Annotated in this window: 19 protein-coding genes, 2 pseudogenes and 2 riboswitches; of the genes and pseudogenes, 9 read left to right on the forward strand and 12 right to left on the reverse strand. The window is 76.1% G+C overall.

The window, feature by feature from the left end; translation table 11 throughout:
- Positions 1-2 precede the first annotated feature (2 nt).
- Positions 3-503, reverse strand: a complete 501-nt coding sequence (locus tag C5507_RS12245) for an ATP-binding protein (RefSeq protein ID WP_104528809.1) — start codon at positions 501-503, stop codon at positions 3-5.
- Positions 504-664: 161 nt separating this feature from the next.
- Here C5507_RS12245 and C5507_RS12250 point away from each other — a divergent pair, with 161 nt between their 5' ends.
- Positions 665-1,357, forward strand: a complete 693-nt coding sequence (locus tag C5507_RS12250; RefSeq protein WP_104528810.1) for a GAF and ANTAR domain-containing protein — start codon at positions 665-667, stop codon at positions 1,355-1,357.
- Positions 1,358-1,550: 193 nt separating this feature from the next.
- On the opposite strand, the pseudogene C5507_RS12255 reads toward C5507_RS12250, so the two are convergent.
- Together C5507_RS12255 and C5507_RS12260 are read right to left on the reverse strand one after the other, a co-directional pair.
- Positions 1,551-2,315: pseudogene (locus C5507_RS12255) on the reverse strand (nucleoside hydrolase); the annotation flags it as partial.
- A gap of 21 nt (positions 2,316-2,336) precedes the next feature.
- Positions 2,337-2,906 (reverse strand): APC family permease, encoded by a 570-nt coding sequence (locus C5507_RS12260; RefSeq protein ID WP_242611252.1) that lies wholly within the window; start codon positions 2,904-2,906, stop codon positions 2,337-2,339.
- Between the two features lie 2,010 nt (positions 2,907-4,916).
- Between C5507_RS12260 and C5507_RS12270 the strand changes: the two genes are divergently transcribed.
- Positions 4,917-7,460, forward strand: a complete 2,544-nt coding sequence (locus C5507_RS12270) for a SpoIIE family protein phosphatase (RefSeq protein ID WP_104528812.1) — start codon at positions 4,917-4,919, stop codon at positions 7,458-7,460.
- A gap of 14 nt (positions 7,461-7,474) precedes the next feature.
- Here the strand turns inward: C5507_RS12270 and C5507_RS12275 are convergent, their stop codons facing one another.
- The 6 genes from C5507_RS12275 to C5507_RS12300 form a co-directional block, all read right to left on the reverse strand.
- Positions 7,475-7,909, reverse strand: coding sequence for an ATP-binding protein (locus C5507_RS12275; protein WP_104528813.1), 435 nt, complete (start codon positions 7,907-7,909; stop codon positions 7,475-7,477).
- A 117-nt stretch (positions 7,910-8,026) separates the two neighbouring features.
- Entirely contained in the window at positions 8,027-8,626 is a 600-nt protein-coding gene (locus C5507_RS12280) for a thiamine phosphate synthase (protein ID WP_104528814.1), read from the reverse strand.
- Positions 8,623-9,450, reverse strand: coding sequence for a thiazole synthase (locus tag C5507_RS12285; protein WP_278044331.1), 828 nt, complete (start codon positions 9,448-9,450; stop codon positions 8,623-8,625). The genes C5507_RS12280 and C5507_RS12285 overlap by 4 nt, the downstream gene beginning before the upstream one ends.
- A 2-nt stretch (positions 9,451-9,452) precedes the next feature.
- Positions 9,453-9,653 (reverse strand): sulfur carrier protein ThiS, encoded by a 201-nt coding sequence (gene thiS, locus C5507_RS12290; protein WP_104528815.1) that lies wholly within the window; start codon positions 9,651-9,653, stop codon positions 9,453-9,455.
- Between the two features lie 33 nt (positions 9,654-9,686).
- Positions 9,687-10,802, reverse strand: coding sequence for a glycine oxidase ThiO (thiO, locus tag C5507_RS12295; protein WP_104528816.1), 1,116 nt, complete (start codon positions 10,800-10,802; stop codon positions 9,687-9,689).
- A complete protein-coding gene (locus C5507_RS12300; RefSeq protein WP_104528817.1) occupies positions 10,799-12,148 on the reverse strand; it encodes a purine-cytosine permease family protein in 1,350 nt (449 codons plus the stop codon). Before C5507_RS12300 ends, thiO begins: the two co-directional genes overlap by 4 nt.
- A riboswitch (TPP riboswitch) is annotated at positions 12,139-12,251 on the reverse strand. It overlaps the preceding gene by 10 nt.
- 32 nt (positions 12,252-12,283) lie before the next feature.
- Here C5507_RS12300 and C5507_RS12305 point away from each other — a divergent pair.
- From C5507_RS12305 to thiD, 5 genes are all read left to right on the forward strand, one after another.
- Positions 12,284-12,892 carry a TenA family protein gene (locus C5507_RS12305; RefSeq protein WP_104528818.1) on the forward strand — a complete coding sequence of 203 codons (609 nt, stop codon included), beginning with the start codon at positions 12,284-12,286 and terminating at the stop codon, positions 12,890-12,892.
- A complete protein-coding gene (locus C5507_RS12310; RefSeq protein WP_104528819.1) occupies positions 12,889-13,530 on the forward strand; it encodes a TenA family protein in 642 nt (213 codons plus the stop codon). Before C5507_RS12305 ends, C5507_RS12310 begins: the two co-directional genes overlap by 4 nt.
- Positions 13,531-13,545: 15 nt before the next feature.
- A riboswitch (TPP riboswitch) is annotated at positions 13,546-13,639 on the forward strand.
- Positions 13,629-14,426: a hydroxyethylthiazole kinase gene (gene thiM / locus C5507_RS22850; protein ID WP_104528820.1), complete on the forward strand. Its 798-nt coding sequence runs from the start codon at positions 13,629-13,631 to the stop codon at positions 14,424-14,426. Its footprint overlaps the riboswitch before it by 11 nt.
- Positions 14,423-15,079, forward strand: coding sequence for a thiamine phosphate synthase (gene thiE / locus C5507_RS22855; RefSeq protein ID WP_104528821.1), 657 nt, complete (start codon positions 14,423-14,425; stop codon positions 15,077-15,079). Before thiM ends, thiE begins: the two co-directional genes overlap by 4 nt.
- On the forward strand, positions 15,076-15,900 hold the full coding sequence (gene thiD, locus C5507_RS12325) for a bifunctional hydroxymethylpyrimidine kinase/phosphomethylpyrimidine kinase (protein WP_104528822.1): 825 nt from the start codon (positions 15,076-15,078) through the stop codon (positions 15,898-15,900). The genes thiE and thiD overlap by 4 nt, the downstream gene beginning before the upstream one ends.
- Before the next feature lie 80 nt (positions 15,901-15,980).
- Here thiD and C5507_RS12330 read toward each other — a convergent pair whose 3' ends face one another.
- Positions 15,981-17,276, reverse strand: coding sequence for an Nramp family divalent metal transporter (locus tag C5507_RS12330; protein WP_207225883.1), 1,296 nt, complete (start codon positions 17,274-17,276; stop codon positions 15,981-15,983).
- Positions 17,277-17,576: 300 nt separating this feature from the next.
- On the opposite strand from C5507_RS12330, the pseudogene C5507_RS12335 reads away from it, so the two are divergent.
- Positions 17,577-18,379 (forward strand): annotated as a pseudogene (locus tag C5507_RS12335) (SDR family NAD(P)-dependent oxidoreductase).
- Positions 18,380-18,402: 23 nt separating this feature from the next.
- Positions 18,403-18,951, forward strand: a complete 549-nt coding sequence (locus tag C5507_RS12340) for a GNAT family N-acetyltransferase (RefSeq protein ID WP_104528823.1) — start codon at positions 18,403-18,405, stop codon at positions 18,949-18,951.
- A 4-nt stretch (positions 18,952-18,955) separates the two neighbouring features.
- Here the strand turns inward: C5507_RS12340 and C5507_RS12345 are convergent, their stop codons facing one another.
- Both C5507_RS12345 and C5507_RS12350 read right to left on the reverse strand, forming a co-directional pair.
- Complete coding sequence (locus C5507_RS12345) at positions 18,956-19,642, reverse strand: alpha/beta hydrolase (protein ID WP_104528824.1); 687 nt, start codon at positions 19,640-19,642, stop codon at positions 18,956-18,958.
- A complete protein-coding gene (locus C5507_RS12350) occupies positions 19,639-19,851 on the reverse strand; it encodes a hypothetical protein (protein WP_104528825.1) in 213 nt (70 codons plus the stop codon). The genes C5507_RS12345 and C5507_RS12350 overlap by 4 nt, the downstream gene beginning before the upstream one ends.
- Positions 19,852-19,890: the final 39 nt, after the last annotated feature.

Genomic DNA, 19,890 nt, shown 5'->3' on the forward strand with positions numbered 1-19,890 from the left:
GGCTACAGCCCGGGGGAGCGCTGCTCCGGCAGCCGCTCGCGCAGCGGCTGGGTGGTCTCCCGGCCCGTCGGCAGCAGCGCCCACACGTGCTTGCGGCCGGGGCGCTTCTCCCAGCCGTAGCCGGTGGACAGCTGGGCGACCAGGTGCAGGCCCATGCCCCCGAGTGCCGGGTCGCGGTCGACGGCCGGCACCGGAGGGCTGTCCGGCGCCTCGTCGCTGAGGTCGAGCAGCCAGCCGGCCGGGCCGGCGACGACGAGGGCGCGCACGTCGCCGCCACCGTGCCGCAGCGCGTTCGAGGCCAGCTCCTCGAACACCAGGAGCAGCCCGTCGCGCGCGTCCTCGGTGGAGGCGGCGGAGACCGACGGGTGGGCGATGCGCGCGCGGAGGTCCGACCGCACCCGGGAGACCACGTGCATGGCCTCCAGCTGCCAGTGCCAGACGTCACCGGGTACGGAGGGGACGGGCGCGCAAGGCCACGCGTCGTGGGCCAGCTCGTCGGCCATCGCTTCCTCTCGCGTCTGGTCCTGTCCCTGGCGCGGCCCGAGTGTGTGCAGGGGCAGCAGGACGGGCCCTCCCCCGTTCCGGCAGGGACCATCCTGACCGATCGGTGCCCGGCGCGCGAAGCCGGGCGAGGGACGGGCGACCGGACGGGCACAATGGCCTGGTGGACGACGTCTTGCGCCAGCTCAGCCGGGTCGCCTTCGCCGGCCGTGAGCTGTCCGACGTGCTCGGTGACATCACCGGTATCGCGGCCGGCGCCATCCCCGGTGCGGAGGCGGTGTCCAGCACGCTGATCCGCGACGACAAGGCCTTCACCGCTGCCTACTCCGGCGAGATGGCCCTGGCCGCCGACGAGCTGCAGTACGCGCAGGGCCACGGCCCCTGCGTCGACGCCGGCCGCGGCGGGGTGGTGCTGCGCATCGACGACATGCGCACCGAGCAGCGCTGGCCCGACTACGTCGCCCGGGTGCTACGGGAGACGGACGTCCGCAGCTCGCTGTCGGTGCCGCTGCCCTACCAGGGCTCCTCCATCGGGGCGCTGAACGTCTACTCGACGAAGCCGACGGCCTTCGCCTCCCCCGAGTCGCTGGCCGCCGGGCTCGAGGTCGCGGAGACGATCGCGGTCGCCGTGGCCAACGCCGACGCGCACGCGCAGCTGGTCGACCAGGCCCGCAACATGCGCATCGCCATGGAGTCGCGGGCGGTCATCGAGCAGGCCAAGGGGGTCCTCATGGCCCAGCGGCACTGCACCCCCGAGCAGGCCTTCGAGATCCTGCGGCAGGCCTCGCAGCGCTACAACCGAAAGCTGCGGGAGATCGCCACCGGCATCGTGGAGGGCGTGCAGGAGGGGGCCTGACGCAGGTCAGAGGCGGGGGTCCAGCCGGCACAGCCGCTGCACCAGGAACTCCACCGCCGTCTCCGGGTCCACCGTCTCGGCCACCTCCACCGCGGTCGCCGAGGAGGAGACCGACCGGCGGTCGACCAGCGTCTGCCCCCCGGCCGGCACCCAGCGTGGTGTCGACGACGACGTCGCGGCGCACCGTGCCGAGGGTGCCCGGGACGATGGCCTCGGTGAGGGCCAGCGCGTCGTGCACGACGACGCCCGGCGTCCCGTAGACGTCCTTCGCGTGGTCGACGTACTGCTGCAGGATGGCCGCGGCGGTCCGGCCGACCGGCCCGGCGGCCGCGAAGCGGGCGATGCCCTCCTCGGTGAGCACCGTGGGCAGGGTGACGTCCAGCCCCACCATCACCGTGGGCAGGTCCGCGCCGAACACCGCCTGCGCGGCCTCCGGGTCGGACCAGATGTTGAACTCGGCCGCGGCCGTCACGTTGCCGCCGCACCCCGCGGAACCGCCCATCACCACCAGTCGCCCGATGCGGGCCGCGGCCTCCGGGAAGACGGCCAGCAGCAGCGCGACGTTCGTCAGCGGACCGATGGCCGCCACCGTCACCGGGGTGGGCGAGGACATCAGCAGCTCGGCCAGCGCGACGACCGCCGGCCGCGGGTCCACGGCGGTCGGTGACGGCGGCAGCTCGACCCCGCCCAGGCCGGCCGCGCCGTGCACGTGGCCGGCCCGCTCCGGCTGGGGATGGATGAGCGAGGCCCGCGCGCCCACGGCCACCGGCACGTCCGACCGGCCGGCCAGGTGCAGCACCCGCAGGGCGTTCTCCGTGACCTGCTCGAGCCCCACGTTGCCGTGCACCGTGGTGACCAGCCGCAGGTCCACCTCGGGACTGGCCAGAGCGAGCAGGACGGCGAGGGCGTCGTCGATGCCGGGGTCGGTGTCGATCACCAGGGGGATGCGCTCGGTCACCGGCGCATCCTGCCAGCAGGGTCAGCGGGCGGAGCCGGCCGTCTCCGGGGCCGGTGCGTCGACCCGGGACCACCAGGGTGCCCGGGCCAGCAGGTAGAGCAGCACGCCCACCGCCAGCTCGGCGCCGGCCAGCAGCCAGGTGCGGCCCTCCTGCTGCCAGAGCAGCAGCAGGCAGGAGGCGATCGCCAGCACCGGCAGGACCGCCGGCGCGCGGAAGTGCTCCTGCTCCACCCGGTCGCGGCGCAGCACCAGCACCAGCACCGCGACGTCGGTGCTGAGGAAGACCAGGAGCAGGACGACGGCGTTGGCGAGGTCGCCCAGGTCGCCGACCAGCGTCAGGCCCATCGCCACCACGGTGGTGAGCACGGTCGCCACCCAGGGCGTGCGGCGACCGGGCAGCACCCGGCCCCGCAGGCGGGGGAGGAGCCGCTGCTCGGCCATGCCGAACACCAGCCGGCTGGCCATGATCATCGTGAGCAGCGCCCCGTTGGCCACCGCGATCAGCGCCACCAGGCTGAACAGCTGGTCGGGGATGCCGACGTCGGCGGCCTGGACGACGGCCGGCAGCCGCTCCCGACACGCCGGGCGCACCGGAGGGTCCCGGACATGACCGTCCCTCCCCGCGCGCCTCTCCACGCTCAGGAACCGGGTGCTTGTCGACAAGGGCCCGGCGCGGGGAGGGGGTGACCGACCGGTCCGGAGCGGCCCCGCAACGGTTCGGTCACGCGGCTCCGGAGGAGGGTCGGAGGAACGGCTCCGCGGCTCTGGAGTTCCCTAGTTTTCTCCTTGTCCGCGACACCTTCCCCGGCCGCGGACATGACTTGAGGAGGCGACATGAGCAGCACCACGCGGGCCCCCCGGCCGGCGTCGGCTCACGTCTCCCCCGAGCCCGGCGGCCGCGCCGCGACGAGCACGCTGGCGGGGCTGATCGACGTCCTCGACCGCGCCGACGGCGTCCGGCCGCGGCAGCGTTCCGCGACGCACCGCACGGCCGGGCGACCCGGCCCGCTGCGCTCGGTGCAGCCGGCGCCGCGGGCCCGGAGCGCCCGGGTCCCCGCCGTCCCGGTCCCCCGGGTCGTGGTGGTCCCCGACCGCGTGCGCCGGCCCCTGGGCGGCGTCCGCGGCCTCGTCCGCCGGGTCGCGCTGTGGGGCGCCGGCGAGCAGGGCGAGTACCTGGCGTGGCACCTTCCCGCGCACACCCGTCCGGGCTCCACCCCCGGTGCACCCGCGGCGCCGCCCGGCCGGCGCCGGGGCGCGCTGCGCGACCTGCACCGCCGTGCCGCCCTGTGGGGCGCCGGCGACCGGGGCGAGTACCTGGCCTGGGGCCCCTCGGCCGCTCGGCCGGTCCGCCGGGACCTCGACCCGCCCGTGGTGCTGCGCGAGCTGCCCAGCATTCCCACGATCGCGCCCGTGGCGTCTTCCCCCGCCCCGGCGCTCCTTCCCGCGGAGCCGGCGTCGTCGCCGGGGACGCGGACCGGTACGGCCGCATCTGACGCGACCGCCCGTCCTCCCACCCTCCCGAGTTCCACGGAACCCTCGGCACGGTCGCAGCCACGCGTCGGCTCGCGTCCACCGCGGGACTGGCCGTCCTCGGGTCGGTACTGGGCGCGGTCCACGCCGCCGTCCCTCCCGGTCCGCTCCTCCGGTCCGATGACCCGGACCTCCGCGGTGCCCGCACCGCGAGCCCCCCGGGGCTCCGGTGACACCCGGGCGCGGGGCGATCCGCTCCCGGGCACGGCCAGGGGCTCACCCCCACCCCCGCGAAGACACGGGCCCGCGAACGGTCTCCCCCCGGAACCGTTCTCCGCGCGGGCACCCTCGTCGCACTCCCTCCCGGCGCCGCCAGCGCCGCCGGGGACGCACTCCGCGCGACCACGGCAGCCGGCCGTGGACGCCGTCTCCCGCACTCCGTCGAGCACGCCGCGACCGGTCGCCCACTTCCCCGGGTGACCGCGGATCGTCGTCTCGGTCCCGACTCCGTCCCCCCTCCTGGCCGACCCCCGTCGGCCACGCCCAGCCCGCCTCGACGGTGCCCCTCCGCAGTACCCGCAGACCTCTCGCTCGTCGTATCCGGCCTCGTCCCCCCGCACGGCTGCCGCACCCCAGGCAGCGCGCGGACCCTCCAGGGAGGCACGGATCGCCGGCGGCGCGGACTGCCGGCCTTGCGGATCCGTCGCGGTGGACGACAGGTCCTGCCGGTGCCCGGCGGGCGCGAACCTCGCGACCCGGGTCTCTGACCGACAGCGCCTGGCCGGCGCGAGGTGGACGGCGCGGGCCGACGAGCGACATCCGCCGCTGCCGCTCCGGTCGGCGGGGAGGACGGCGTCGCCGGCTCCCGCGGACCCGCGCCGGCGGACGGTCCACCGTCCGCCACCGCCGCCGAGCGGCGGGCGCCCGCCGACGACGGCCGGGACCGGCTCCGGTCCCGGCCGGTGGGCGCCCGCCCCGGCTCCCGGCGCCCCTCGTCGTCCTCGTCCCCTCCCACCCCTCCCCTCCCGGGGCGCGCGCGCTCCGTCGACCGGTGTGAAACGCTCTTCACCGACCGTGGCCGGACCGAAGCAGCCGTGTCCCACCACCGCGCACCGCTGGGAAGGAACCGTCGTGACCGCCGCCGAGCGCTCCCCGGGGCTGTTCCCCGGGGCCGCGGACCCGGGTGGCCGAGGGGCCGACCGCACCGAGCAGGTGCGCCGGCTGGTCCCCGAGGCCCTCGGGTCCCGCAACCTGCAGCGGCTCACCGACCTCACCACCCGGCTGCTCGACTGCGACATCGCGCAGGTCTCCCTCGTCGGCGAGGTGCAGACGGCGGTGGCCGGCACCGGTCTCCCACCCGGCGGCATCGGCGCCCGGCTCCCGCTGGCCGACTCCCTGTGCGCCGTCGCCGTGGCCGCCGGCGGTCCGCTCGTGGTGCGCGACGCCGCGCGCGATCCCCGGGTCTCCGAGCGCGCTCCGGTGCGCTCCGGTGAGATCGGCTCCTACCTCGGCATCCCGCTGGTCACGGGTGAGGGCGAGGCGCTCGGGGCGCTGTGCGTCTACGGGACCGAGGCGCGCGACTGGACCGAACGCGACATCGCGCTGCTCCGGCAGCTCGCCGACTCCGTGGGCACCGAGCTGCACCTCATGGCGCTCACCGCGGAGTACGAGGCGCACCGCCTGCGGTTCGAGCTGGCCATCGACGCGGCCGGCATCGGCAGCTTCGACTGGAACCTGGTCACCGGGCGGCTGCTCTGGGACGACCGGCTGCTCTCCCTCTTCGGCTACGACCGGGCCGGGTTCGACGAGTCGATCGACGCCTTCGCCGCCCGGGTCCACCCCGACGACCGCGAGCGCACCCTGGAGGCCCTCCAGGCGGCCATCGACACCGTCGGCTCCTACGACGCGGAGTACCGCGTGGTCCTGCCGTCCGGGGAGACCCGCTGGATCCGGGGCAGCGGCCGCGCGGTGGCCGACGACCAGGGGACCGCCGTGCGCCTGCTCGGCGCCGGATACGACACCACGCCGCAGCGGCAGGAGGACGTGCGGATCGCCCGCCTGCTGGAGGCGATGAAGGCCTCGTTCTTCTCCCTCGACCGGGACTGGCGCTTCACCTACGTCAACGCCGAGGCCGAGCGCGTGCTGGGCGCCCGCCGCGAGGAGCTGCTCGGCGGCGTCGTCTGGGAGCTCTTCCCGGCTGCCGTGGGCAGCGACTTCGAGCGGCACTACCGGACGGCGGCGGCCACCGGCCGGGAGCAGATGTTCGAGGCCTACTACCCGGCGCCGCTGGACGCCTGGTTCGAGGTGCGGGCCTGGCCCACCCCCGACGGCCTCTCCGTCTCCTTCCTCGACGTCACCGAACGGCGGGCGGCGGAGGACCATGCGCGGCGCAGCGCGGCCCGGCTCGCCCTCGTCGCGCACACCACCACGGCCATGTCCGCCGCGCTCGGCACGCTGGAGGACGAGGAGGCCGCCCTGCGCCGGGTGGCCGAGCTGCTCGTGCCCGAGCTCGGCGACTGGTCGATCCTCACGCTGGTCGACGAGGACGGCCGGATGCGCGACGTCGCGACCTCGCACCGGGACCCGCAGCAGCGCGACCTCGTGGCCCGGTACGCCGCCCTGCGCCTGGCCTCCCTGCAGCCCGGGGCGCCCATCATGCGGGCGCTGGCCTCCGGCCAGGTCCTCGTCGTCCCCGACGTAGGCGCCGCGGCGGGCTCCACCCTGCCGGCCGGCGAGGTGAGTGACGTCTTCTGGCGCCTGGCGCCGCAGTCGGCGGTGACCCTGCCGCTGTCCGCTCGGGGCCGGACGCTGGGCGCCGTCAGCATCTACCGGTCCGCCGACCGCCCGGTGCCCGGTGACGAGGACGTCGCGACGGTCCGGGATGTCGCCGGCCGGATGGCGCTCGCCCTGGACAACGCCCGGCTCTACCGGCAGCAGCGCCGGCTGGCCGAGGGGCTGCAGCGCAGCCTGCTCACCGCCCCGCCCCAGCCCGACCACAGCGAGATCGTCGTCCGCTACCACCCGGCGATGGCGGTCGCGGAGGTCGGCGGCGACTGGTACGACGCCTGGGTCCAGGCCTCGGGCGCCACCGTGCTCGTCATCGGCGACGTCGTCGGGCACGACACCGAGGCCGCCGCCGCGATGGGCCAGCTGCGCGGCATGCTGCGCGGGATCGGCTTCCGGGACGGTCTCGGGCCCGCCACCGTGCTGACCGACCTCGACGGCGCCATGCAGAGCCTCCAGGTCGGCACGCTGGCGACGGCGGCGATCGTGCGCGTCGAGCAGACCGCCGAGGAGCGGGCCGCCGGGGTGAACCGGCTGCGCTGGTCGAACGCGGGCCATCCGCCGCCGCTGGTCGTGCACCCCGACGGCCGGATCGAGGAGCTCGCCGGGCAGCGGGCCGAGCTCATGCTCGGCGTGGACCCGGCGACCCGGCGCACCGAGACCGAGACCACGGTGGCGCGCGGCGCCACCGTGCTTCTCTACACCGACGGCCTGGTCGAGGGCCGTGACCTCTCCCTCGACGAGGGCACCGCACGCCTCACCGCGGCGCTGGCGGAGCTGGTCGGGCTGCCGCTGCCGGAGCTGTGCGACGCCCTGCTGCTGCGGTTACGCCCCGAGGGCCTGCAGGACGACGTCGCCATCGTCGCGCTGCGCCTGCACCCGCAGGACTGAGGCGCGCACGCCGCTCAGCGGGGCAGCAGTGCCCAGACGTGCTTGTGCCCGTCCCAGGAGTACCAGCCGTGCTCGTCGGCCAGCTCCGCGATCAGGTAGAGCCCGAGGCCGCCGAAGCTGGGGTCGCGGCCGACCGCCGGCGTCGGCGGTGTCTGTGCCGCCTGGTCGGAGACCTCGATCAGGTAGGCGGTGGCGGTGCTGCCGATCGCGGCGCGGACCGCTCCGCCGCCGTGCCGCAGCGCATTGGAGGCCATCTCGTCGAGGGCGAGGACGAGGCGGTCGATGAGGTCGGGCGTCGCCGATCCGCGGGCATCCGCGGTCAGCTCGCGGCGCACGTCGGCCCGGACGTCGGGCAGCTCGGCGACGACCGTCAGCTCCCAGGCGAGCAGCGGCTCGACCGGAGGCGGGTACGCCGACCGCCAGGTGGTCCCGGCCGCCTGCCCTGTCACGCGCGCGTTCTCCTCGGTTCCCCGGCCCGCAGGATCCTGTGCAGGCTGAACAGTCACGTATGGGTCGCCGGGCGGCTCCCCAAACCTGATGTAGCCCAGATCACTCCGGCCGTCCGATCAGGGGTGCTGCGAACCGGGCCCCCCGGCCGCCGCGGCGAGGTACTCCGCGACGAGCGCGGGGTCGCGCATGACCGGGCCCATGACCGCCACCCCGTGCGCCCCGGCGGCCAGGCAACCGGCGACGTCGTCGGGCCGGACGCCGCCCAGCGCGAGCACCGGCGGTGCGCCCACCGCCAGCTCGGCCACGCCGTCCAGGCCGAGCGCCGGGCCGTAGCCGGGCTTGGACGCCGTGGGGAAGACCGGGGAGAGCGTCACCCAGTCGCAGCCCTCGCGCGCCGCCGCGGCGAGCTCGGTGGCCGAGTGGCAGGAGCGACCGACCAGCGGGGGCCGCGCCGCCGGGAACGGTTCGGCCGCGGCCAGGTGGACCGGCGTCCCGGGCGGCGCCCCGGTTGCGCCACCGTGCACCAGCAGGCCGCCGACGGGCTCGAGCACCGACCGCAGGTCCGTGGCGAGGGCGGACCGTTCTGCGGGCGGCAGGTCCTTGTCGCGGAACAGCACGGCACGGGCGCCGGAGGCGACGGCGGCCGCCACGACCTGCACGAGCGGCCGCGCGCACTGCGTCCGGTCGGTGACCACGACCAGGCGGGGGAGGATCACAGCTCCGGCAGGCCGGCGAACGACGTGGAGGCCTCCGCGTGCCAGCGGCGCGGGATGCGGCCGGCGAGCTTGGCCTGCCGCCCCCCCTCCACGGCCTGGCGCATGGCGAGCGCCATCCGCTCCGGGTCGCGCGCCCGGGTGACCGCGGAGGCCAGCAGGACCGCGTCGCAGCCGAGCTCCATCGCCTGCGCCGCGTCGGAGGCCGTGCCGATGCCGGCGTCGAGCACGACCGGCACGGACACCGCCTCGCGCAGCAGGGCGATGTTGTGCGGGTTCCGGATGCCCAGCCCGCTGCCGATCGGCGAGCCCAGCGGCATGACCGCAGCGCAGCCGGCGTCGGCCAGCCGGCGGCCCAGCACGGGGTCGTCGGTGGTGTAGGCGAGCACGACGAAGCCCTCGGCCACCAGCTGCTCGGCTGCGTCCAGCAGCTCGACGGCATCGGGCAGGAGGGTGTGCTCGTCGCCGATCACCTCGAGCTTCACCCAGTTCGTGTCGAACGCCTCCCGGGCCAGGCGAGCGGTGCGCACCGCCTCCCGGGCGGTCCGGCAGCCGGCGGTGTTGGGCAGCAGGCGGACACCGCAGCGGTCGAGCACGGCCATCATCGCCCCACCGGCCGAGGCCTCGACCCGGCGCAGGGCCACGGTGACCAGCTGGGTGCCCGAGGCCCGCACCGACGCCTCGAGCGCCTCCAGGCTGGGCACGCCGCCGGTGCCCAGCAGCAGCCGGGACGTGAACGTCTCGCCGCCCACGGTGAACGGGTCGCCCGCCTCCTCCCGGGCCAACGCGGGGACGAGGTCGGCCGTGGGGGCCTCGGGTGCGGTCATGGTCATCCTCCTGCGGTCGGTGCGAGCACCTCGAGGGCGTCGCCGTCGGCCAGCCGGGCCTGCCCCCAACTGCTGCGCGGTACGACGTCGCCGTTGCGCGCGACGGCGACCCGGTCGTGCCCGCCGACGCGCGCGGCCACGAGGTCGGCCACGGTGACGTCCTCGGCCAGCTCGGCCGGGACGCCGTTCACGGTCACCTGCACAGAACTCGTCCTCCTGGGGCTGCGGGGCACATCTCAGGGTGCCCCGAAACGGTCGACGGTGAAGGGCGCGGCCACCTCCGGCAGCTCGCCGGTGACGAGCAGGTCGGCGACGGCGTCGGCGGTGACCGGCGTGAGCAGCACGCCGTTGCGGTGGTGCCCGGTGGCCAGCACCAGGCCGGGCACGCTGGTCGGCCCCAGCAGGGGGGCGTTGTCGGGGGTGCCCGGCCGCCAGCGGGCCAGGGTCTCGGCCAGCTCCAGCTCGCTCACGCCCGGGACGACGTCGAGGGCGTCGTGCAGCAGGTCGTGCACCCCGCCGGCGGTGACGGTGCCGTCGAAACCGCGCTCCTCCACGGTGGCGCCGACGACCAGGCCGTCGTCCCCCTGCGGCACCAGGTACACCGAGCGGCCGCGGACCAGTGCCCGCACGGTGCCCTCGAGCAGCCCGGCCGCTGCGCGCATCCGCAGGATCTGGCCCTTCACCGGGCGGACCGGCACGGCGGGTACCCCGGGGAGGGCGCCGCTGTGCGGGCCGAGCGCCAGGACGACGGTGCCCGCGCGCAGCTCCGCGCCGCCGTCCAGCGCGAGCCCGCGGGCGGCGCCGCCGTCGGTGAGCAGTCCGGCCACGCGGGAGCCGACGATCCGGACGCCGGCGCCCTCGGCGGCGGCGCGCAGGGCCGGGTGCAGCTCGCGGGGGTCCACCGAGAGGTCGCCGGCGACGTGCAGGCCGCCGCGCACCCGGGGGCTCAGCGACGGCTCGCGGCGGCGCGCCTCCCGGCCCAGCAGCCGGTGCACCTCGAGCCCGAGTTCCACGTGGAACGTCTGCAGGTCCGCCAGCACCCGCATGTCGTCGTCGTCGAAGCCGACCACCAGCGTGCCTGCGCTCCGCAGCGGCACCCGGACCCCGGTGTCCGCGGCGAGCTCGTCGAGGAAGGCCGGGTAGCGGTCCAGCGAGGCCAGGCAGAGCCGCAGCAGCGCCTCCTCGCCGTAACCGGCCTCCGAGACCGGTGCCAGCATCCCGGCGGCGGCCCGCGAGGCGCCGCTGCCCGGGGCGTCGTCCACCACGGTCACCGACAGTCCCCGCCGGGCGGCCCGCCAGGCCAGCGACAGCCCGATCAGGCCGCCGCCGGCGACGACGACGTCGGCGGTCACCGAGGCGCCCGCCTGCGGCGCAGCACGCCGAGCAGGACCAGCAGCGCGGTCAGGGTCGCGGCCACGGCGAGGCTGATCAGCGAGGCCGACCAGCCGTTGGCCGGATCGATCCCGAGGTCGGCCTGCCGCGCGGACCACCACGCCGTCCACCCCGAGCCCGGGCCGCCGAAGAAGGTCGGCAGGGTCAGCTGGTAGGCGACGAACCCGGCCGCCCAGGGCAGGAGCAGCGCCGGCCGCGTGCGGGCGGTGTCGGAGGTGTCCCAGGCGCCCCGCGGGGTGAGCGCGTAGGCCACGGCGAAGACGCCGACCAGCGGCACGAAGACCGCGCCGATGAGGAAGAGGAACGGCTCGTAGGCGACGATGTCGAAGCTCAGCGCCAGGAGCGTGGCCAGGGTGCCGACCACGAGGACCGCCACCCGGCGGTCCAGCCGGCCGACCACGTTCTGCGCCGACACCGCCGTCGAGTAGAGGTTCGCGAAGGCCTCGTCCAGCTCGACGGTGACGAGGATCAGCACCGCGAGCGCACCCAGCGGCACGGCCAGCAGGGCGTCGATGACGTCGAACCCGCCGCTGCCGTACGCGGCCAGCGCGAGCACCCCGAGGGTGAACATCACCATCGTCGCCAGCCCGTAGCCGATGCTCGCGCCGGCGAAGGCGGCCCGCCCGCTGCGCACGTGCCGGGTGTAGTCGGCGGCCAGCGGGAACCAGGAGATCGGCAGGGCGATGACGATGTCGGTCGCCGTCCAGAACGACGTCGCCACGCCGTCGTCCATCGTGTCCGGCAGCGGCTGGGACAGGACGTCGACGAGCAGGTACACGACCGCCGCGGCCGCCGCCCAGATGGCGTAGCGGGCCAGGATCCGGACGACGCCCAGCGGGCGCAGGGCCATGAGCGTCGCCAGGACGCCGGCGACCAGCACGAACGGCCAGCGGGGGGCGTCCAGCACCCGGGAGGCAGCCTCGGCGATGATCACGATCTCGAACGTCGCCCAGCCGATGCACTGCACCAGGTTGAACGCCGTCGGCAGCCAGGAGGTGCGCCGGCCGAGCAGCCCACGCAGCAGCACCATCGCCGGCACGCCCTCGCGGGCGCCCGCCGCGGCGCCGATCCCGAGCAGCAGCGCGCCGATCAGCGCGCCGACGACGACGGCCCCGAGCGTCTCGGTCAGCGGTCGGCCGGGCAGGACGACGAAGACGGCGGCCACCGGCAGCAGCAGGCTGACCCCGAGGTTGCCCCACAGGCCGAGGGCGTCGCCGAAGCCCAGCGATCGCGGCGGGGGTTCGGTGAGGGTGAGCGGCGCGTCGCCGCGGGCGGTGGACGTGCGGACGGCATCGGACGTACTCATGGTCAGCTCCCTACGCCGGCATTACCCGGACAGGTTCCAGCGGTCGGCGGCGCAGTCAGCCGCCCTCTCAGCCCGGTCGACCCGAGCTCCCGCACACGTGCGTCGGAACTGTAGCCCCGCCCGTACTGTCGCGCCGTGCCGACGTCCGATCTGCTCCGTGACCACGCTGCGGCCTGGGAACGGGCCACCCGCCATCCCTTCCTGCTCGCCGTCCGTGACGGCAGCATCCCTCCCGGGGCCTTCGACACCTGGCTCGTGCAGGACGCCCGCTACGTCGGTGACCTGCTGCGGTTCCAGGCCCGCCTGCTGGCCCGCGCGCCGCGTCCGGCGCAGGCCGTGCTCGCGGCGGGGGCGGTCGCACTCGTGGCGGAGCTGGCCTGGTTCGAGGAGCTCGCCGGGCGCCGCGGTCTCGACCTCGACGTCCCCCGCCTCCCGGCCACCGCCGCCTACGCGGGGCTGCTCGACCGCCTGGACGGCGTCGACGTCCCCGCGGCCCTGACCGCCCTCTGGGCGATCGAGCGCGTCTACCTGGACGCCTGGAGCGCGGCGGCTCCCGGCGCGCCGGAGTACGCCGGGTACGTGGCGCACTGGACCACGCCGGAGTTCGCCGGCTACGTCGACGGGCTGGCGGCCGCGGCCGACGCCCTCGGCGGCCGGCACGACGACGTGGTGCTCGAGGTGCTCGACGCCGAGGTCGCGTTCTGGGACATGGCGATGGGCGACGGGTCCCGGGGCGCCGCATGAGCCTGGCCCGCCGCCTCTGGGCGGACTCCACCGACCTCGCCGGGGCCACGCTGGCCCACCCGTTCGTGCGGGGGCTGGCCGACGGGTCGCTGCCGCGGGAGCGCTTCGCCGGCTACGTGGCCCAGGACGCCTTCTTCCTGCAGGCGTTCGCCCGCGGGTACGCGATGGCCGTCGTCCGCAGCCCCGACCGGGCCGGCCTGGAGGCGTTCGCCGACCTGCTGGCCGGGGTCCGCGAGGAGCTGCGGCTGCACGACGGGTACGCCGCGCGGGAGGACATCGCCCTGACCGGCGTCGAGCCGATGCCGGCGACCTCGGCCTACACCGACTTCCTGCTGGCCACCGCCGCCACCGGCGGCCTGGGGGAGACCTGCGCGGCGATGACGCCGTGCATGCGGCTCTACGCCTTCCTCGGGCAGTCGCTGGCCGGTGGGTCCGCGGCGGCCTCCGACGGGCCCTTCGCCGAGTGGGTCACCACCTACGCCGATCCCGGCTTCGAGCAGCTGGCGGCGACGCTGGAGGAGCTGCTGGACCGGTACGCGGCCGACACCCCCGCCGTCGCTGCGGCCTACCGGCGGGCGATGGAGCTGGAGCTGGGCTTCTTCGAATCGGCGTGGTCCGGAGGGGAACGGCGCGGCTGAGCGCTTGCTACCTTCGGCCTCGACACGGGGTGCCCGCGCACCGGGCTGAGATGACACCCGTCGAACCTGCCCAGGTCATGCTGGCGAAGGGATGTCACGTGGACGTCGACGCGCTCGCGGCCGCTCGCGCGGCGCTCCGCACGAGCAGCCCGCTCGTGCACTGCCTGACCAACACGGTGGTGCAGACGCTCACCGCCAACGTGCTGCTCGCCGTGGGCGCCGCGCCGGCGATGGTCGAGGCGCCCGAGGAGGCCGGCGACTTCGCCGCGATCGCCTCGGCGCTGCTGGTGAACGTCGGCACGGTGCACGGGCGCTCCGCCGAGGCCATGCGCGTCGCCGTCCGCTCCGCCGCGGCGGCCAAGACACCGTGGGTGCTCGACCCGGTGGCCGTGGGCGGCCTGCGGTTCCGCACCGACCTGGCGGTCGACCTGGCGGGCGGTGGGCCGGCCGTGGTGCGAGGCAACGCCTCGGAGGTCATGGCCCTGGCCGGCGCCGGTGCGGGCGGGCGCGGGGTGGACTCCACTGCGACCGCGGACGATGCGCTGGACGCCGCCGCCGCACTGGCCGCGCGCACCGGCGGGGTCGTCGCGGTCAGCGGCCCGGTCGACGTCGTCACCGACGGCTCGCGGGTCGTGCGGGTCGGTGGCGGGCACCCGCTGCTGACCCGGACGACGGGGGCCGGCTGCGCGCTGGGCGCGCTCACCGCGGCGTACGTCGCCGTGGCCGGGGACCGCCTGACCGGTGCGGTGGCGGCGCACGCGCACGTGGCGCTGGCCGCCGAGGCCGCCGCCGCGGTGTGCTCGGGACCGGGCACCTTCGCGGCGGCCTGGGTGGACGCGCTCGACGCGGTGACCGCCGACGACCTGCTGCGCGCCGACCTCCGGGACGAGTCGTGAGGCCGGGCCTCGACCCGACCCTCTACCTGGTCACCGACACCGCACTCTCCCGTCCGCGCACCGTCGCCGACGTCGTGCGGGCCGCGGTCGCCGGGGGCGTGACGACGGTGCAGGTGCGCGACAAGGACGCCTCGCGGCGCGAGCTCTACGAGCTCACCCTCGCCGTCCGCGACGCGTTGGCCGGCGCTCCCGGCGTCGCGCTGTTCGTCAACGACGCGGTGGACGTCGCCCTGCTGGCCGGTGCCGACGGCGTGCACATCGGCCAGGACGACCTGCCGCCGGCCGAGGTCCGTGCGCTGCTGGGCCCGGACCGGCTGCTGGGGCTGTCCGCGGGCACGACGGCGGAGATGGCGGCCACGCTGGCGCTGCCACCGGGCACGGTCGACGTCGTCGGCATCGGTCCGGTCTGGGCCACGCCCACCAAGCCGGACGCCGGCACCGGCCTGGGCCCCGGGGGCGTCGCGGCGCTGGCGGCGAGGGCCCGCGCCGCGGGGCTGCGGACGGTGGCGATCGGCGGCATCGACGCCGCGCGGGCGACCTCGGTGACCGGCGTGGACGGCGTCTGCGTGGTCTCGGCGATCTGCGCGGCGCCCGATCCGGAGGCCGCGGCGCGTGCGCTGCGGTCGGCGGTCGGGACGGCGGTGGCGCGATGACCGGGGCGACGCCGACCGCCGTCGCGCTGACCGTCGCCGGCAGCGACCCCAGCGGTGGCGCCGGTATCCAGGCCGACCTGAAGACCTTCAGCGCTCTCGGCGTCTACGGCACCGCGGTGCTCACCGCGCTGACCGCGCAGAACACCCGCGGCGTCACCGGGGTGCACGCCGTTCCCGCGGCCTTCGTCGGCGACCAGCTGCGCACGCTGCTCGACGACGTGCCCGTGGGAGCCACCAAGCTCGGCATGCTGGGCACGGCCGACGTCGTCCGGGAGGTGGCGGCGGTGCTCGCCGAGCGCCGCCCCGGCCCGGTGGTCTGCGACCCGGTGATGGTGGCTACCAGCGGCGACCGGCTGGTCGGGCAGGACGCCGTGGACGCCATCCGCACCGACCTGCTGCCGCTGGCCGCGCTGGTCACGCCCAACGTGCCGGAGGCGGCGGCGCTGCTCGACGGGCCGCCGGCGGGGACGGTGGACGCGATGGTCGAGCAGGCCCGGGCGCTGCTGGGCCTCGGCCCGGACGCGGTCCTGCTCAAGGGCGGGCACCTGGACGGGGAGGAGAGCGTCGACGTCCTGGTCGACGCCGGCGGGGTCCTGGTGACCCGGCGTCCGCGGGTGGCGACGTCGGCCACGCACGGCACCGGCTGCACCCTCTCCTCGGCGATCGCCGCCCTGGTCGCGCGCGGGGTGGGCGGGCCCGGTGCGTGGGAGTCGGTGGTCGAGCAGGCCCGCGACTACCTGCACGCGGCGCTCGGGGCGGGGGAGTCCCTCGGCATCGGGTCCGGCCACGGCCCGGTGCACCACTTCGTCCACCGGTGGTGAGAGGAACCGCTGCCCTTCACCACCGCCCCACCCCGCTTTTCCGCGGAAACCCACCCCTGCGTTTCCGCGGAGACGCAGCGTCAGCCGAGCACGAGGCCCAGGAGCAGGTGGGCGTTGAGCCCGATGATCAGCGCCGCGACCACGCAGCCGGCGAGCGTGGTGACCCGCCGGTTCACCCAGCCGCCCATCAGGTCCCGGCGGCTGGTCAGCCACAGCAGCGGCACCAGCGCGAACGGGATGCCGAAGCTCAGCACCACCTGCGACCACACCAGCGCGGTCGTCGGGTCGCCGCCGAGCACCAGCACGGCCAGCGCCGGCGCGAGGGTGATCAGCCGGCGGGTGAGCACCGGGATGTGCCGGCGCAGGAACCCGGCCATGACCACCTGCCCGGCATGCGTGCCCACCGACGACGACGCGAAGCCGGAGGCCAGCAGCGCAACGGCGAAGGCCAGCGCCGCACCGGTGCCCAGCTGGTCGCCGAGCCCGGCGTGCACGCCCTCGAGGGTGTCGGCGCCGCTGCCGCTGGTGAACAGTTGGGCGGCGATGATCAGCATCGCCGCGTTCACCAGGCCGGCCAGCCCCATGGCCAGCAGCACGTCGAGGCGCTGGGCGCGCAGCAGCCGCCGTCGCCCCTGGTGGGTGCGCCCGGCGGTGACGGCGTCGCCGTAGCGGCCGGGGGTGAGCGCGGAGTGCACGTAGATGACGTGCGGCATGACGGTGGCGCCGAGGATGCCGGTGGCCAGCACGATGCTGTCCGCGCCGTCGAACGACGGCACCATCCCGTTCGCCACGCCGCCGACGTCCACCCCGGCGCCGACGAGCGTGTAGCCGAAGCCGAGGCCCACCACGAGCAGCAGCCCGGTGATCACCCGCTCGAACGGCCGGTGCCCCCGGGACTGCGCGGCCAGCAGGACGAACGCGACGACCGCGGTGATCAGCCCGCCGATCGGCAGCGGCACCCCGAACAGCAGGTTGAGCGCCACCGCGCCGCCGACGATCTCGGCGAGGTCGGTGGCGATGGCGACCGCCTCGGCCTGCAGCCACAGCCCCCAGGTGACCGGCCGGGGAAAGCGCTCGCGGCACAGCGTGGCCAGGTCGCGACCGGTGGCCAGCCCGAGCTTGGCCGTGAGCGACTGGATCAGCATCGCCATGAGGTTCGCCGCGACGATGACCCACAGCAGGGTGTAGCCGAAGGCGGCGCCGCCGGAGAAGTTCGTCGCGAAGTTGCCGGGGTCGACGTAGGCGACGGCGGCCACGAACGCCGGGCCGAGCATCGACCACAGGCGCCGGCGGCCGGGTGCGGGCGCGTTCGCGGGCGTCCGGGCGGCCCCCAACGTGGTCGGCAGGACGGCTGCCTCGGTCTTGGACAGGTACACGGCGGCCTCGCAGGGCGGTTCAGGACTGGGTGGTCGCTCCTGTCCTGCCCTCCGGGGGTGTCACGCGGGGGCCGACCCGTGGCCCCGGCGGGCCAAGGTCAGCCTCGCCTTCCCCCCTGGGCATGGGAAGCGATACATGCGTTCTGACCGCGGAAACGGGTGTATCGCTTCCCATGCCTGGCAGTCGCTCGGGGGAACGGCTACCGCGCGACCTCGACGGCAGACGTGCGACCGGGCACGCGTGGCCGGCCGCGAGCGTGGGCAGGAGGGTCTGTCCCGCCGTCCCCAGCTGGAGGTCCCGTGTCCGACGCAGCAGTCCGCCCCCTCGCCCTCGTCACCGGTGCCTCCAGCGGCATCGGGCTCGAGCTGGCCAAGCAGTTCGCCGAGCACGGCTTCGACCTGATCGTGGTCGCGGAGGACGACGAGCTGGACGCGGCGAAGCTCCAGCTCCAGCAGCGGGGGGCCGCCGTCTCCGACATCCGGGCCGACCTCACGCGGCGGGCGGAGGTGGAGAAGGTGGTCGCCGCCGTCCGCGGGGCCGGCCGGCCGCTGGACGCCGCCGCGCTCAACGCCGGCGTGGGCGTCGCGGCCGGTTCGCCGAGACCGACCTCGACGCCGAGATCGGCATGGTGGAGCTGAACTGCGTGTCCACGCTGCACCTGGCCAAGCGGGTCGTGCAGGACATGGTGGCGCGGAACGAGGGGCGGATCCTGTTCACCTCCTCGGTCGCCTCCCAGGCCCCCGAGCCGTTCCAGTCGGTCTACTCCGCGACCAAGGCCTTCGTGCAGTTCCTCGCGCTGGGCATCCGCGAGGAGCTCACCAACACCGGCGTCACCGTCACCGCGCTGCTGCCGGGGCCCACCGAGACGGAATTCTTCGACCGGGCCGAGGCGACCGACACCAAGCTCGGTGCCAGCGACAGCAAGGACGATCCCGCCCAGGTGGCCCGGCAGGGGTTCGAGGGCCTGATGAAGGGGGAGGCATCGGTGTTCGCCGGGTCGGGGTCCAGCAAGCTCATGGGCAAGCTGTCGGCCGTGCTCCCCGACGCGATCGCCGGCAAGAGCCACAAGCCGATGCTCCGGCCGGGGTCCGCGCAGGGCTGAGCCCGCTGCGGCACGATGGCGGGGTGGAGCCGCCCGAGCTGACCCCTGGCCCGCTGGGGATGCGGCCGTGGCGGGACGACGACGTCGACGCCCTGTTCGCCGCCCAGCAGGACCCGGTCGCGCGGCTGTGGTCGGGCACCGGGGGTGTCTCCTCGCGGGCGGACGCCGTCGCGCTGCTCGCCACGCTGCGCACGGACGCCGACCGCGCGTCGTGGGCGGTCGTGGACGGCGCCACGGGGGAGCTGCTCGGCTCGGTGTCGGTTCACTCGATCGACCCGCGCCAGGGCGACGCACAGATCGGCTACTGGACCGCGCCGCCCGCCCGTGGCCGCGGAGTGGCACCGACCGCCGTGGACGCCGCCTGCCGCTGGGCCTTCGACGCGCTGCCGGTCGAGCGCATCGAGCTGTGCCACGCCGTGGAGAACGCCGCGTCGGCGCGGGTCGCGGAGAAGGCCGGCTTCACCTACGAGGGGCGGCTGCGCCGGTCCTTCCGGTACGGCGACGGCGTGAAGCACGACGAGCTGCTGTGGGCCCGGCTGGACGACGACCCGGCGCCGTCCCTGCCGGGCTGAGCGGTCACAGCGCGACGGTCAGGCCCTCGGGTGCCGGGCGGTCCAGCGCCTCGGCGACGTCGCGGCGCATCGGCGCGAGCCCGGCGCCGGCCAGGACGACGTCCCGCACGAACCCGTGCCACCGGTGGGCGCCGCGCAGCATGCTGTGCCCGCCGGCGACGGTGAACCGGGCCACCCGGGCCCCGGCCTGCTGCGCCCGGACGGCGAACTCCTCCGACAGGCCCGCCGGCACCCAGCGGTCGCCCCGACCGTGCAGGATCACCACGCTGCGCCCCCGCAGGTGCTCCACCGGCTCGCCGGGGGGCGTCCAGGGCGCCAGCGCGCAGACCGCGGCCACGCCGTCGTGACCGCCGGCGCGGAGGACGGCCCGCCCGCCCATCGAGTGGCCGACCAGCACGACCGGCAGGTCGCCGTGCTCGTCGCGGATCCGGTCCAGTGCCCAGCGCACGTCGGCGTAGGCGTCGGCGGCCACCCCGTTCCAGCCGGCCAGGCGGTACCGCAGCAGGCAGGTGGTGAGCCCCTGAGCCCCGCCCGCGGCGGACACGAACTGCTCGATCGCGCGCATCCGGACCAGCGACAGCGCCCGCTCCTTAGGCGGCTCCACGCTGGCCACCGTGCCGCCGTGGCAGAACAGCGCGACCGCGCGCGGGCGCCCGGTCGCCGGGTGGGTCTCCAGGACCGGCGCGGTCACCGGCGCCGGCCTCCGCGCCCGCCACCGCGCAGCGTCGCCCGGGCGCGGTCACCGAGCTCCCCGGCCTTGAGCAGGGCGCCGCTGATCCGCGAGGGACCCCCGCGCCGCTCCAGGGCCCGGCCGATCCTGCGCAGCAGGCCGGTGGCCAGCGGGACGACGACGGTGAGGAGCAGCCAGGTGCGCAGCCGGGCGGTGAGGAAGAGCCACATGGTCTCCAGCCTTCCCCGCCGGACCGTGCCGGAACCCCG

The organism is Blastococcus saxobsidens, from assembly GCF_002938435.1.
In the GTDB taxonomy this organism is placed as follows: domain Bacteria; phylum Actinomycetota; class Actinomycetes; order Mycobacteriales; family Geodermatophilaceae; genus Blastococcus; species Blastococcus saxobsidens.

Bases quoted from the DNA above. Each gene is read 5' to 3' on its own strand.
- C5507_RS12285 (WP_278044331.1), bottom strand. From the start codon at position 9,450: ATGACCGCACCCGAGGCCCCCACGGCCGACCTCGTCCCCGCGTTGGCC.
- C5507_RS12350 (WP_104528825.1), bottom strand. From the start codon at position 19,851: ATGTGGCTCTTCCTCACCGCCCGGCTGCGCACCTGGCTGCTCCTCACC.
- C5507_RS12310 (WP_104528819.1), top strand. From the start codon at position 12,889: ATGAGCCTGGCCCGCCGCCTCTGGGCGGACTCCACCGACCTCGCCGGG.
- C5507_RS12300 (WP_104528817.1), bottom strand. From the start codon at position 12,148: ATGAGTACGTCCGATGCCGTCCGCACGTCCACCGCCCGCGGCGACGCG.
- thiD (WP_104528822.1), top strand. From the start codon at position 15,076: ATGACCGGGGCGACGCCGACCGCCGTCGCGCTGACCGTCGCCGGCAGC.
- C5507_RS12245 (WP_104528809.1), bottom strand. From the start codon at position 503: ATGGCCGACGAGCTGGCCCACGACGCGTGGCCTTGCGCGCCCGTCCCC.